Source organism: Mycolicibacterium psychrotolerans (assembly GCF_010729305.1).
Lineage (GTDB): Bacteria > Actinomycetota > Actinomycetes > Mycobacteriales > Mycobacteriaceae > Mycobacterium > Mycobacterium psychrotolerans.
Map to the genome: position 1 here is coordinate 4,361,085 of NZ_AP022574.1, position 12,769 is coordinate 4,373,853.

Consider the following 12,769-nt stretch of genomic DNA (forward strand, 5'->3'; position numbering starts at 1 on the left):
GTTCGCACGGAGATCACTTTTCATGCACCTCGTTTAACGTCCGCACGCTGCCCACCATTCCTCGGAGAGTTCGCCGTCGGCCACCAGAACAGACGGTCCGCGCAGGTAGCTGGTGGCGTCGGTGATCGTGACGACGACCTCGCCGCCGGGGATGCGCACGGTCAGCGCACCGGTCGCCGCACCCTGATGGGCCAGCGCGGCGACGGCCGCCGCGACCGTCCCGGTGCCGCAGGACCGCGTCTCCCCCACCCCACGCTCGTGGACCCGCATCGACACCGCGCCGTCAGCGGGAGCGGTGAGCACCTCCACGTTCACCCCGCCGGGGAATTGGGCGGCATCGAACGCCACCGGCGCCGCGACGTCGAGCGCCGCCAGCCCCACGGTGCTCAGCGCCGGGTCGACACACGTCAGATGCGGGTTGCCGACGTCGACGGCCAGGCCGGTGAACGGGTGTCCGCCCACGGTCGCGGCGCCGGATCCCGTCACGTTGGCCTTGCCCATCTCGACGGTCACGTCGGCGCGCACGGCGTCGGCGGCGTGCAGCACCACCGGCCGCGGCCCGGCCAGCGAGCCGACCACGAACTCGGGGCGAGACTCAAGCCCGCTGGCCCGCAGATAGTGCGCGAACACCCGCACCCCGTTGCCGCACATCTGGGCGATGGAGCCGTCGGCGTTGCGGTAGTCCATGTACCAGTCGTCGCCGGCGAGGCCCTCGGGCAGCCGGTCGAACACGCCCGCGGCACGGGCCGCGCCCGCCGTGGTCACGCGCAGCACCCCGTCGGCGCCCAGTCCCTGCCTGCGGTCGCACAGCGCGGCCACCGCGGCCGGCGCCAGGGTCAGCCGGGCGTCCAGGTCGGGCAGCACGACGAAGTCGTTCTGCGTCCCGTGGCCCTTGGCGAACTTCACGAGGTCAGGATACGTCGCGCCAGATCCGCACGGCCGTTTCGGCGTTTCCCGCCGCGGCACCGTCGAGCCAGGTGATGCGGTGGTCGCGGCGGAACCAGGACCGCTGCCGGCGGACGTAGCGGCGGGTGCCCAGGAACGTCGGCTCGCGGGCCGCGCTGCCGTCTCCGCCGGCGTCCAGGTCGGCCAGCACCTGTGCGTAGCCCAGCGCGCGTGCCGCGGTGACACCGTCGCGCAGGCCGCGGGCCTGCAGCGCGATCACCTCGTCGACCAGCCCGGCGGCGAACATGGTGTCCGTCCGGCGGGCCAGGCGATGGTCGAGAACCTCTGTGGGCCAATCCAATCCGATGATCGCGGTGTTCCAGCGGGGCGGCCCGATGGTGGGTGCCGACGCCGCGAACGGCCGGCCGGTCAGTTCGACGACCTCCAGCGCCCGCACGATGCGCCGACCGTCGGTGGGCAGGATCGATGCGGCTGCGGCCGGATCCACCCGCTCCAGTTCCCGGTGCAGCGCGGCGACGCCGATCTCGGCCAGCCGGGCCTCCCAGCGGACCCGGACCGCGGGGTCGGTGGCGGGAAACGACCACGCGTCGAGCAGCGACTGGATGTAGAGCATCGACCCGCCGACGATGACGGGTACCGCCCCGCGTGCCGCGATCGCCTCGACGTCGGCGGCCGCGGCCTGCTGGTAGCGGGCGACGGTCGCGGTCTCGGTGACGTCGAGGACGCCGAGCTGGTGATGCGGGATTCCGCGCCGCTCGGCGACGCTCAACTTCGCGGTGCCGATGTCCATGCCGCGGTAGAGCTGCATGGCGTCGGCATTGACGACCTCAGCCGACCTCTCCGCCCTCAGCAGTTCCGCGACGGCCAGGGCCAGCTCCGACTTGCCGGTTCCGGTCGGCCCGACGACGGCCAGCGGGCGTACCGCCGTCACGGCGTCCAGAGGCCGACGAAGTAGCCGACGCCGTAGGGCGCGCCGCGGTAGCGCTCGTCGGCGGTGCGCGGCGCCGGTTCGGCCAGCCCGGCCAGCACCTGGTAGGCGACTCGGCCCACGATCCCGTCGGGCAGGTCGGCCAGGCCGGCGACGCGTCCAGCGGCGAGCGCCTCGTCGAGCGCGGCCTGCGCCGGCACCGAGTCCGGGTCGTGACCGCCCGGGGCCGACGCGGTCAGGGTGTTCGCGCCGTCGGCGACGACGAGCACCCCGACGTCGTCGTCGGCGCCGTCTAGTTCGGCGCGCAGGGCCCGCCCGGCGGTCAGTGCGGCCTGCGCGGGTGTGCCTGCGCCGAAGGCGCGCACCTCGGTGACGGCCTCCGGGCGCGCGAGTCCGCGCAGCCATCCGGTGATCAGCGCACACAGCGGTAACGCGGTCGGCGCGCCCTCTGCCGTGCCGGACAGCCGGATCGGGACGTCGACGCCGTAGCCGGCGAACGTGCCGACGGCGTCGGGCCCGCTGACGGTCTCGGCCGCTGCGACGCCGACGGCCACCCAGCGCGACGGAAGCTCGGCGGCGGCGGCGATCGCCGCGGCCCGCAGGTCGGCCGTCTCGGCGGCCGCGGCGCCGGCCAGTTCGGGAACCATGACGGGCGCCGACGGGACGATCGCGATGGCGCTCAGCACGCCACCAACCTAGCCGCCGCGCCTCAGGCGGGTTCGCGGGTGGCGGCTTCGCCACGGGCCAGCGCCACGGTGGCGACCACCATCACGCCCACGGCGGCGACCAGCACGAACACCCCGGTCTCCCCGGGGCGCAAAGTCTCGCCGAGCACCGCGACGCCCAGTGCGCTGGCGACCACCGGCTCGGCGACCGTCATGGTCGGCAGCGAGGCCGTCAGCGCGCCCGACCGGAACGACGCCTGCTGCATCGCGGTGCCCGCCACCGCCACCGCCGCCCACGCGTACAGCTCGGGGGTGCCCAGCAGCGCGCCGATGCCCGCCCAGCTCGTCACATCCAGCCGGTCCACCACCGCCTTGGTCAGCACCGCGAACAGCCCCCACAGCCCGCCCGACACCGCGGCCAACAGCACCGCGCTGGTTGCGGGCGATGCCATCTGGGCTCCGAGCAGACACAGGGCCATCGCCGGACCGAGAGCGGCGGCCACCCACAGCCAGGTGTGCAGCGACGCCCGCGACGCGCCGGCGGTCGGATCGCCGACCGTGACGATGACGGCCACGGCCGCGGCCAGCAGCGCCGCCCACAGCCATTCCCAGCGGGTCACCCGTCGCCCTGACAGCCGCGCGCTGATGGGCAGGGCGAACAGCAGCGACGTCACCAGCAGCGCCTGCACCAGCAGCACCGACCCCAGGCCCAGTGCCGCGGCCTGCAGCGCGAAACCGATCGCGGCGACGCCGCTGCCCAGCCACCACCGGCCGTCGCGCAGCAACCGGGCGAAGAGCTCGAGATGGCCGACCGGTTTCTCGGTGACCTCGTGTGCGGACCGCTGATGGATGACGTCGCCGACGGCGATGAAGAACGCAGCGGCCAGCGCCAGCACCGCGGCGATGTCCGCTTTCGCCATCTCCACCTCCTCCCCGGTCCGGCCGGTTTTCGCACCGAGCCTAGAGATCACCGGCGCCAAGGCGTGGGCGCAGCGCCGGGCAACCTGTTTGAATAGCGGTCGGAGCTTGTGAGGCGCCGCGCTGCGCGGCACGGTGCGCGGAGACCGCGCGGAGGACTGAGGTAACGCACATGACGATCACCGAACCCGGCGGATCCTCCGAGGCCGGACAGCAGGAACCGGATCCCACGCCGTCGTCGGCGCCGACCCCCGGTCCGTCCGCCGCCCGCCCGAAACCGGGGCCGGCGCGTCCCGGGCCCCGCCCGGCGCCGCCGGTGGCCGCAGCGGCGGTCGCGGCAGTGCCGTCCAGCGATCCCCACCGGTTCGGTCGCGTCGACCCCGACGGCACGGTGTGGCTCATCACCGCCTCCGGCGAACGCACCATCGGCTCTTGGCAGGCCGGTGACGCCGAGGCCGCCTACGTGCACTTCGGCCGCCGCTTCGACGACCTGCAGACCGAGGTGGTGCTGCTCGAACGCCGGCTCGCCTCGGGGTCGGGTGACGCGCGCAAGATCCGGTCGGCCGCCTCGGCGCTGGCCGAGAGCCTGCCCGAGGCGCACGTGCTGGGCGACGTGGACGCACTCGCCGCCCGGCTGGCGGCGATCGTCGAGCAGGCCGAGGGCGCCTCCCAGGAGGAGAAGGCCAAGCGCGAGGAGTTCCGGGCACAGCAGACGGCCCGCAAGGAGGCGCTGGCCGCCGAGGCAGAGGAGCTGGCCGCCACCGCGTCGCAGTGGAAGGCCGCGGGCGACCGGCTGCGGGCGATCCTCGACGAGTGGAAGACGATCAGCGGCGTCGACCGCAAGACCGACGACGCCCTGTGGAAGCGCTACTCGGCGGCCCGCGAGACGTTCAACCGGCGCCGCGGCTCGCATTTCGCCGAACTCGACCGCGAGCGGGCCGGCGCCCGGCAGGCCAAGGAGGCGCTGTGCGTACGCGCCGAAGAGTTGTGCGACTCCACCGACTGGGGATCCACCTCGGCCGTCTTCCGCGACCTGTTGGGTGAGTGGAAGGCCGCGGGCCGGGCCGCCAAGGACGTCGACGACGCGCTGTGGCAGCGGTTCAAGAGCGCCCAGGACCGGTTCTTCTCCGCCCGCAATGCCGCCACCGCCGAGCGGGACGCCGAGTTCCGCGCCAACGCGGACGCGAAGGAGGCTCTGCTGGCCGAGGCGGAACGGCTCGATCCCGCCGATCGTGAGGCGGCGCGGGCGGCGTTGCGCGCGATCGGCGACAAGTGGGACGCCATCGGCAAGGTGCCGCGGGAGCGCGCCGCCGAGCTGGAGCGGCGGATGCGCGCGGTGGAGAAGAAGATCCGCGACGCGCCGACCGGCGGGGTGGACCCCGAGGCGCAGGCCCGCGCCGACCAGTTCCGGGAACGCGCCGAGCAGTTCGAACGGCAGGCGGAGAAAGCCGAGGCGGCGGGCCGCACGAAGGACGCCGAGCAGGCGCGGGCCAACGCCGAACAGTGGCGTCAGTGGGCCGAGGCCGCCGCGGACGCGCTGGGCAGGAAGCGCTAGCGGCTAGGGCGCGGGCGGCTCGTCGTCGCCGAAGCGGTCGAGCAGTCCTCTGCGCTCGCGCTCGGCGGTCAGCCGTCGGCGATGTTCCTCGGTGGCCAGCTGCAGCGCGCTGCGCGCCGCGACCACGCGGGCCCAGTGATACGCCAGCAGGATCATCGCGAACCACGCGATGAGCAGCCCGATCCCAGGGCCGGGATATTGCGAGGCGGCGGTCTGGCGGGACCACACCGCGAGCAGCCCGAGGAACGACGCGACGGTCGACCCGGCCAGCGCCACCCAGGCCAGCGCCCACCGCCGGGTCAGCAGCGCCAGGATCGAGAAGCCGCCGCCGAAGACCAGGGCCAGCCAGGCGAACACCCGGTGAGGCAGCGCGATACCGCTGGCGTGCGCGGCATCCGAGCCGACCAGCACATCGAGCCCACGGGCGTCGCCTGCGTGCGGCAGCACCAGCGTGGTCAGCAGCGCGAACACGAAGATCGCGATCGCCAGCGCGCGAGGACCGGGGTCGATCTCGCGGGCGATGCGGCGTTCGGCGGCTTCGATGTCCTCCCGGAGGTAGTCGAAATCGTCGTCGCGGGGCGACTCCGGACTCACCGCGCACATCCGGCGGTGGGCTGCACCTGCGGGACGCCGATGGCGGGCATGCCGAGGCCGACGCCCGTGCGGGGCCGCTGTCCCGCCGCGTGCGCGTCCCCGGCGCGGGTGGCGCGGAGCCTGATCGGCCCGGCGTCGGCGATCAGGTGGTGCGGCGCGGCGCCGGTCACCGTGGTCACGACGACGTCGCCGGGGCGGATCCGGTCCTTGTCCGGGCCTGGGGCGAAGTGCACGAGCCTGCCGTCACGGGCGCGGCCGGACATCCGGGCCGTGGCGGCGTCCTTGCGACCCTCGCCGGTGGCGACCAGCACCTCGACCGTCCGGCCGACCTGCGCGACGTTCTCCTCCAGCGAGATCTTCTCCTGGAGCTCGATCAGACGCTGATAGCGCTGCGAGACAACGGCTTTCGGGATCTGGCCAGGCAGCTCAGCGGCGGGTGTGCCGGGGCGCTTGCTGTACTGGAAGGTGAACGCGCTGGCGAAGCGCGCGGCCGCGACGACGTCGAGGGTGGCCTGGAAGTCCTCCTCGGTCTCCCCGGGGAATCCGACGATGAGATCGGTGGTGATCGCGGCGTGCGGGATCGCGGCACGCACCCGGTCGATGATCCCGAGGTACCTGTCGGCCCGGTAGGAGCGCCGCATCGCACGCAGGATGCGGTCGGAGCCCGACTGCAGCGGCATGTGCAGGGTCGGGCACACGTTGGGCGTCTGGGCCATCGCGTCGATGACGTCGTCGGTGAACTCGGCCGGGTGGGGCGAGGTGAAGCGCACCCGCTCGAGTCCGTCGATCCGGCCGCACGCGCGCAGCAGCTTCGCGAACGCGCCGCGGTCACGGGGCTGACCCGACCACAGCGTCGGGTCCTCGCGCAAGCGCTCGTCCGCAGCGAAGGAGACCCCGTAGGCGTTGACGTTCTGACCGAGCAGCGTGATCTCGAGCACGCCCTGGTCGACCAGGGTCTGCACCTCGGCCAGCACGTCGCCGGGTCGGCGGTCGACCTCCTTGCCGCGCAGGGACGGCACGATGCAGAAGGTACAGGTGTTGTTGCAGCCCACCGAGATGGAAACCCATGCCGCATAGGCCGATTCGCGACTCGCGGGCAGCGCGGAGGGGAACTCCTGCAACGCCTCGGCGATCTCGATCTGCGCGGTGCGGTTGTGCCGGGCCCGGTCCAGCAGTGCGGGCAGCGATCCGATGTTGTGCGTGCCGAACACGACGTCGACCCACGGCGCCTTGGTCAGCACGGTGTCGCGATCCTTCTGCGCCAGGCAGCCGCCGACGGCGATCTGCATGGCCGGATCGGCCTGCTTGCGCGGCGCGAGATGGCTGAGGTTGCCGTAGAGCTTGTTGTCGGCGTTCTCGCGCACCGCGCACGTGTTGAACACCACGATGTCGGCATCGGTTCCCTCGTCGGCCCGCCGGTATCCGGCGTCCTCGAGCAGGCCGGCGAGCCGCTCGGAGTCGTGCACGTTCATCTGACAGCCGTAGGTGCGGACCTGGAAGGTGCGCGCAGCCGGACCGGTCGCCGCCGAGTCGCTGGGCCTGCTCACCACCGATGTCACGGCCACCATCCTACGGCGGGCCGCGATGGCTCCCGCACCGGCGAGTCCCCAGCGGATTGCCGAGTTCGGAGCATGCTGGGCGTTCCCTGGGTAAGGTCAGCACCCATGGAGAGCCCCAGGGAGTCCCCTGACGTGCCGATGATCTCGATGAAGGCGGTCAACAAGCACTTCGGCTCCCTGCACGTACTGCAGGACATCGACCTCGAGGTCGGCAAGGGACAGGTCATCGTCGTCATCGGCCCGTCCGGCTCGGGCAAATCGACGTTGTGCCGCACCATCAATCGGCTCGAGACCATCGACTCGGGAACGATCGCGATCGACGGTCAGACGCTGCCCGAGGAGGGCCGCAAACTCGCGCAACTGCGCAGCGACGTCGGCATGGTGTTCCAGTCGTTCAACCTGTTCGCGCACAAGACGATCGTCGAGAACGTGATGCTCGCCCCGATGAAGGTGCGTAAGAAGAACAAGGGCGACGCGCGGGAGGCGGCGATGAAGCTGCTCGAGCGGGTGGGGGTGGCCAACCAGGCCGACAAGTACCCGGCCCAGCTGTCGGGCGGTCAGCAGCAACGCGTGGCCATCGCCCGGTCCCTGGCGATGAGCCCGAAGGTGATGCTGTTCGACGAGCCCACCAGCGCGCTGGACCCGGAGATGATCAACGAGGTCCTCTCCGTGATGACCGACCTGGCCGCCGAGGGCATGACGATGCTGGTGGTCACCCACGAGATGGGCTTCGCACGCCGGGCCGCCAACCGCGTGGTGTTCATGGCCGACGGCGCGATCGTCGAGGACGCCGAACCGGCGCAGTTCTTCGACCATCCGACCTCGGAGCGCGCCAAAGACTTTCTCGGCAAGATCCTTCATCACTGACCCCGAAAGGAACCCCTTCATCATGCGTCTTTCCCCGCGCGCCGCTGCCGCGCTCGCCCTGGCCGTCGCCCTCCCCTTCGCTGCGACCGCCTGCGGCGGTGGCGACAGCGGGGGCAGTGGCGGTGGCGGCGGTGGCGACACCATCACCATCGGCACCAAGTTCGATCAGCCCGGCCTCGGGATGAAGAATCCCGACGGCACGATGAGCGGCTTCGACGTCGACGTGGCCACCTATGTCGCCGGGGAGCTGGGCTACGCGCCCGACAAGATCGAATGGAAGGAGTCGCCGTCGGCGCAGCGCGAGAACCTGATCCAGAACGATCAGGTCACGTTCATCGCCGCGACCTACTCGATCACCGACGCCCGCAAGGAGAAGGTGTCCTTCGCAGGCCCGTACCTGATCACCGGCCAGAGCCTGCTGGTCCGGTCGGACAACAACGACATCACCGGCAAGGCCTCGCTGGAGAACAAGATCCTGTGCTCGGTGTCGGGCTCGACGCCGGCGCAGAAGATCAAGGACGAGTACCCGAAGGTGCAGCTGCAGCAGTACGACACCTACTCGGCGTGCGTCGAGGCGCTCAAGAACGGCGCGGTGGACGCCGTCACCACCGATGAGGTCATCCTCGCCGGCTATGCCGCGCAGAGCCCGGGCGCGTTTAAGATCGTCGGCGAGCCGTTCTCCGAGGAGCGCTACGGAATCGGCCTGAAGAAGGACGACACCGAGCTGCAGACCAAGATCAACGACGCGCTGAAGAAGATGGAGGACAGCGGCGCCTGGAAGGCGGCGTTCGACAAGAACCTCGGTCCGGCCGGCATCACCGCGCCCGCGCCGCCGCCGCTCGACAAGTAGTCGGCTCCGGGCCCGCGCCGCAGTGGAGATTTTCACCGAGTACCGCGCCGAGATCTTCGCCGCGTTCTGGACGACGATCCAGCTGACGGTGTATTCCGCGATCGGAGCGCTGGTGGTGGGCACGGGGCTGGCCGCGATGCGGCTGGCTCCGGTGCCGATGCTGAACTGGATCGGCACCACCTACGTCAACATCGTGCGCAACACGCCGCTCACGCTGATCGTGCTGTTCTGCTCGTTCGGGCTCGCACAGACGCTCGGCATCACGCTGGCGAGCCGAACCTCGCCGACGTTCATCGCCGACAGCGGGTTTCGACTGGCGGTGCTCGGATTCACCGTCTACACGGCGTCGTTCGTCTGTGAGACGGTGCGGTCCGGGGTGAACACGGTGCCGCTCGGCCAGGCCGAGGCGGCCCGGTCGCTGGGGCTGACGTTCTCTCAGAATTTGCGGATCGTCCTGCTGCCGCAAGCTTTTCGCGCGGTCATCATCCCGCTGGGATCGGTGCTGATCGCGCTGACCAAGAACACCACCATCGCCTCGGCGATCGGCGTGGCCGAAGCGGCGCTGCTGATGAAGGAGATGATCGAGAACACCGCGGCGGTGCTGGTGGTGGGATCGATCTTCGCGTTCGGCTTCGTGATCCTCACGTTGCCGCTGGGACTGCTGTTCGGCTGGCTGGGCCGGCGATTGGCGGTGGCCAGGTGACGGGCATCTCCCGCGAGCAGACACAAACTCGCGTGGAATCGCCGCGAAACACCCGATTCTGTGTCTGCTCGCCGGAAGAAAGTGAGCAGGCGTGACGGGGTCTTCAGTCCTCTTCGACGCGCCGGGGCCGCGGGCGCGGGTGCGCAACCGGGTGGTCTCGGCGGTCACCGTGGTCGTGGTGGTGGCGGTGGCGTGGCTCGTCTACACCCGGTTGGAGGCCAAGGGACAGCTGACCGCCGCGAAGTGGGAGCCGTTCCTGACCGGTGACCTGTGGCGGACCTACATCCTGCCGGGCATCGAGGGCACGCTGACCGCGGCCGCGGTGTCGATTGCGCTGGCGCTGGTGCTGGGCTTCGTGCTGGGCGTGGGCCGGCTCTCGACGAACACCGTGATCCGGTGGGTGGCGTCGGTGATCGTGGAGTTCTTCCGCGCGGTGCCGGTACTGATCATGATGATCTTCGCCTACTTCCTCTACGCCAACTACGACGTGTTCGCGTCCAAGCATCTTGCGCTGGCCGGCGTCATCACCGGGCTGACGCTGTACAACGGCGCGGTGATCGCCGAGATCGTGCGTGCGGGCGTGCACGCGCTGCCGAAGGGCCAGGCGGAGGCGGCATCGGCGCTGGGCCTCACCTCAGGCCAGACGATGCGGTCGATCCTGCTCCCCCAGGCCGTCACGTCGATGCTGCCGGTGCTGATCTCCCAGGTGGTGGTGGTCCTCAAGGACACCGCGCTGGGCTACCAGATCACGTTCGTCGAACTGGTGCGGCAAGGCACCAATGTCGGCTCGTCGTACGGCAATTACATCCCGGCGCTGATCGTGATCGCGCTGTTGATGATCAGTCTGAACTTCGCGCTGTCGTGGTTGGCGACGAAGCTGGAGGCCCGGATGAGGCGCTCCCGCAGGGGGCCCGCGCCGATGGAGGCAGAACCGCTGGAATTGCAGGGTGACCGCAGCCGCGGCGTGTGAGGCGAGTCGGCGATGACGCGCTCCCTGTTCGCGATCGAGATCCTGCCGGAGTCGGCGCTGAGGTCCACGGTCGACCTGATGGTGCGGTTGATCGAAGCGTGCGGCGCGATCGTCATCATGATCGGCGCCATCGTGGCGATCGTGAAGTTCGTCGCCGCGCTGACCCGCCGCGACATCAACCAGTTCTCGGCGGTTCGGCTCTCGCTGGCACGCTTCCTTGTGCTGGGGCTGGAATTCCAGCTCGCCGCGGACGTGTTGCGGACCGCGATCTCACCGTCGTTCGCCGAGATCGGCAAGCTCGCGGCGATCGCGGCCATCCGCACACTGCTCAACTACTTCCTCAACCGCGAGATCACCCAAGAGCAGCGCGAGATCGAGGCGCTCAAGCGACCGCCCCGCCCCGCGTCTCCACCGGTTCCGTGAGCATCGTCGCCAACGCGTCATGGTGCCTGGCGATCGCCGGCATCGTCCTCGGGATCGCCGCCCTGCTCGTCTTCCACCAGCCGCTGCCCGCACTACGGGTGATGATCGAGCTGTTCACCGCGGCCGGGCTGCTGCGGTTGAGCGTCGACCTGTCGTGGGCGGCGATCCTGGGGGTCGTCGCGCTGATCGCCGTCCGGCGCGTCGTCACCCGCAGTCTCACCGTGGATCTGCGCCCGGCACGCTAGACCCGGCGCCGCTCCCGTTCGTTGGCGAGTTCGGCGGTCACCACATCCAGCGCCATCGTCTGGCCGTAGCCGCGCCGTGCCAACATGCCGACCAGCCGCCGCGCCACCTTGTTCTCGGCGTCCCGGTCCCCCGGGTCGCCGAGCTTCTCCCGGCGCAGCTTGTCGCGGACCAGTTGCTCTGCACGGGTGCGTTCGGCGCCCGCGTCGATGCCGGACAGCGCCGCGGTGATCACCTCGTTGTCGACGCCCTTGTTGCGCAGCTCGGCGGCCAACGCGCGCTTGCCTTTTCCGGCGTGCAGCTGCCGCGACCGCACCCACTGCTCGGCGAAGTCCTCGTCGTCGATCAGTCCGACCTGCGCAAGCCGGTCGAGCACCTGGGCGCTGACCTCGTCGGGGTAGCCGCGTCTGGCCAGCCGGTCTTCGAGCTCCGAGCGCGTCCGGGCCCGCGCGGTGAGCAGGCGCAGGCACAGGGCCCGCGCCTGCTCGGCACGATCAGAAGTCGACGGGAGCGGGGAGGACATCGTCATCCGTGACGACGGCGCCGATACCGAGCTTCTCCTTGATCTTCTTCTCGATCTCGTTGGCGGCGTCGACGTTCTCGAGCAGGAAGTTGCGGGCGTTCTCCTTGCCCTGCCCCAGCTGCTCCCCCTCGTAGGTGAACCAGGAGCCGGACTTGCGGATGAAGCCGTGCTCGACGCCCATGTCGATGAGCGACCCTTCCTTGCTGATGCCCTTGCCGTAGAGGATGTCGAACTCGGCCTGCTTGAACGGCGGCGACACCTTGTTCTTGACGACCTTGACGCGCGTGCGGTTGCCCACCGCGTCGGTGCCGTCCTTGAGCGTCTCGATCCGTCGCACATCCAGGCGCACCGAGGCGTAGAACTTCAGCGCCTTACCGCCCGTGGTGGTCTCGGGCGACCCGAACATCACGCCGATCTTCTCGCGCAGCTGGTTGATGAAGATCGCGGTGGTGCCCGAGTTGTTCAGCGCACCGGTCATCTTCCGCAGCGCCTGGCTCATCAGCCGGGCCTGCAGACCGACATGGCTGTCCCCCATCTCGCCCTCGATCTCGGCGCGGGGCACCAGCGCGGCGACCGAGTCGATGACGATGAGGTCGATGGCGCCGGAACGCACCAGCATGTCGGCGATCTCCAGTGCTTGCTCACCGGTGTCGGGCTGGCTGACCAGCAGTGCATCGGTGTCCACGCCGAGCTTCTTGGCATAGTCCGGGTCCAGTGCGTGCTCGGCGTCGATGAACGCCGCGATGCCGCCGGCGGCCTGGGCATTAGCCACCGCGTGCAGGGCGACGGTGGTCTTACCCGAGGATTCCGGGCCGTAGATCTCGACGACGCGGCCGCGCGGCAACCCACCGATGCCGAGCGCGACATCGAGAGCGATGGAGCCGGTCGGGATGACCGAGATGGGCTGACGCACCTCGTCGCCCAGCCGCATCACCGAGCCCTTGCCGAAGTTCTTGTCGATCTGGGCGAGCGCCAGTTCCAGGGCCTTCTCGCGATCAGGGGCTTGCTGCGCCATGATGTACCTCTCCGGGTAGTCGTTGTCGACCGGTTCTCGGTCGGTTGGCC

At 70.6% G+C, this 12,769-nt stretch carries 15 protein-coding genes; 7 read left to right on the plus strand and 8 right to left on the minus strand.

The window, feature by feature from the left end; genetic code table 11:
- Positions 1-33: 33 nt before the first annotated feature.
- Genes dapF through G6N45_RS21185 form a run of 4 tightly spaced genes read right to left on the minus strand, consistent with a single transcriptional unit; the run spans position 34 to position 3,419 of the window.
- Entirely contained in the window at positions 34-906 is an 873-nt protein-coding gene (gene dapF, locus G6N45_RS21170; protein WP_163724307.1) for a diaminopimelate epimerase, read from the minus strand.
- A 4-nt stretch (positions 907-910) separates the two neighbouring features.
- Positions 911-1,837 (minus strand): tRNA (adenosine(37)-N6)-dimethylallyltransferase MiaA, encoded by a 927-nt coding sequence (miaA, locus tag G6N45_RS21175; protein ID WP_163724309.1) that lies wholly within the window; start codon positions 1,835-1,837, stop codon positions 911-913.
- A complete protein-coding gene (locus tag G6N45_RS21180; RefSeq protein WP_163724312.1) occupies positions 1,834-2,520 on the minus strand; it encodes a class III extradiol ring-cleavage dioxygenase family protein in 687 nt (228 codons plus the stop codon). Before G6N45_RS21180 ends, miaA begins: the two co-directional genes overlap by 4 nt.
- A gap of 23 nt (positions 2,521-2,543) precedes the next feature.
- A complete protein-coding gene (locus tag G6N45_RS21185; protein ID WP_163724314.1) occupies positions 2,544-3,419 on the minus strand; it encodes a DMT family transporter in 876 nt (291 codons plus the stop codon).
- A gap of 170 nt (positions 3,420-3,589) precedes the next feature.
- Here G6N45_RS21185 and G6N45_RS21190 point away from each other — a divergent pair, with 170 nt between their 5' ends.
- On the plus strand, positions 3,590-4,972 hold the full coding sequence (locus G6N45_RS21190; RefSeq protein ID WP_163724316.1) for a DUF349 domain-containing protein: 1,383 nt from the start codon (positions 3,590-3,592) through the stop codon (positions 4,970-4,972).
- 3 nt (positions 4,973-4,975) lie between these two features.
- On the opposite strand, the gene G6N45_RS21195 is transcribed toward G6N45_RS21190, so the two are convergent.
- Together G6N45_RS21195 and miaB are read right to left on the minus strand one after the other, a co-directional pair.
- Complete coding sequence (locus G6N45_RS21195; RefSeq protein ID WP_163724318.1) at positions 4,976-5,575, minus strand: Rv2732c family membrane protein; 600 nt, start codon at positions 5,573-5,575, stop codon at positions 4,976-4,978.
- On the minus strand, positions 5,563-7,134 hold the full coding sequence (miaB, locus tag G6N45_RS21200; RefSeq protein ID WP_163724320.1) for a tRNA (N6-isopentenyl adenosine(37)-C2)-methylthiotransferase MiaB: 1,572 nt from the start codon (positions 7,132-7,134) through the stop codon (positions 5,563-5,565). The genes G6N45_RS21195 and miaB overlap by 13 nt, the downstream gene beginning before the upstream one ends.
- 129 nt (positions 7,135-7,263) lie before the next feature.
- Between miaB and G6N45_RS21205 the strand changes: the two genes are divergently transcribed.
- From G6N45_RS21205 to G6N45_RS21230, 6 genes are all read left to right on the plus strand, one after another.
- Positions 7,264-7,992 carry an amino acid ABC transporter ATP-binding protein gene (locus G6N45_RS21205; protein ID WP_082597661.1) on the plus strand — a complete coding sequence of 243 codons (729 nt, stop codon included), beginning with the start codon at positions 7,264-7,266 and terminating at the stop codon, positions 7,990-7,992.
- Positions 7,993-8,014: 22 nt separating this feature from the next.
- On the plus strand, positions 8,015-8,842 hold the full coding sequence (locus tag G6N45_RS21210; RefSeq protein WP_057147307.1) for a glutamate ABC transporter substrate-binding protein: 828 nt from the start codon (positions 8,015-8,017) through the stop codon (positions 8,840-8,842).
- 22 nt (positions 8,843-8,864) lie between these two features.
- Positions 8,865-9,545, plus strand: a complete 681-nt coding sequence (locus G6N45_RS21215) for an amino acid ABC transporter permease (protein WP_163724322.1) — start codon at positions 8,865-8,867, stop codon at positions 9,543-9,545.
- Between the two features lie 91 nt (positions 9,546-9,636).
- The gene (locus G6N45_RS21220; RefSeq protein ID WP_163724325.1) at positions 9,637-10,515 is read left to right on the plus strand and encodes an amino acid ABC transporter permease; all 879 of its coding nucleotides are present in this window, start codon (positions 9,637-9,639) and stop codon (positions 10,513-10,515) included.
- A 12-nt stretch (positions 10,516-10,527) separates the two neighbouring features.
- Positions 10,528-10,938: a DUF1622 domain-containing protein gene (locus G6N45_RS21225; protein ID WP_163724327.1), complete on the plus strand. Its 411-nt coding sequence runs from the start codon at positions 10,528-10,530 to the stop codon at positions 10,936-10,938.
- On the plus strand, positions 10,935-11,183 hold the full coding sequence (locus G6N45_RS21230; RefSeq protein WP_163724328.1) for a hypothetical protein: 249 nt from the start codon (positions 10,935-10,937) through the stop codon (positions 11,181-11,183). The genes G6N45_RS21225 and G6N45_RS21230 overlap by 4 nt, the downstream gene beginning before the upstream one ends.
- On the opposite strand, the gene recX is transcribed toward G6N45_RS21230, so the two are convergent.
- Together recX and recA are read right to left on the minus strand one after the other, a co-directional pair.
- Entirely contained in the window at positions 11,180-11,710 is a 531-nt protein-coding gene (recX, locus tag G6N45_RS21235; protein WP_163724330.1) for a recombination regulator RecX, read from the minus strand. The genes G6N45_RS21230 and recX overlap by 4 nt on opposite strands.
- On the minus strand, positions 11,676-12,719 hold the full coding sequence (gene recA, locus G6N45_RS21240) for a recombinase RecA (RefSeq protein ID WP_048417569.1): 1,044 nt from the start codon (positions 12,717-12,719) through the stop codon (positions 11,676-11,678). Before recA ends, recX begins: the two co-directional genes overlap by 35 nt.
- Positions 12,720-12,769: the final 50 nt, after the last annotated feature.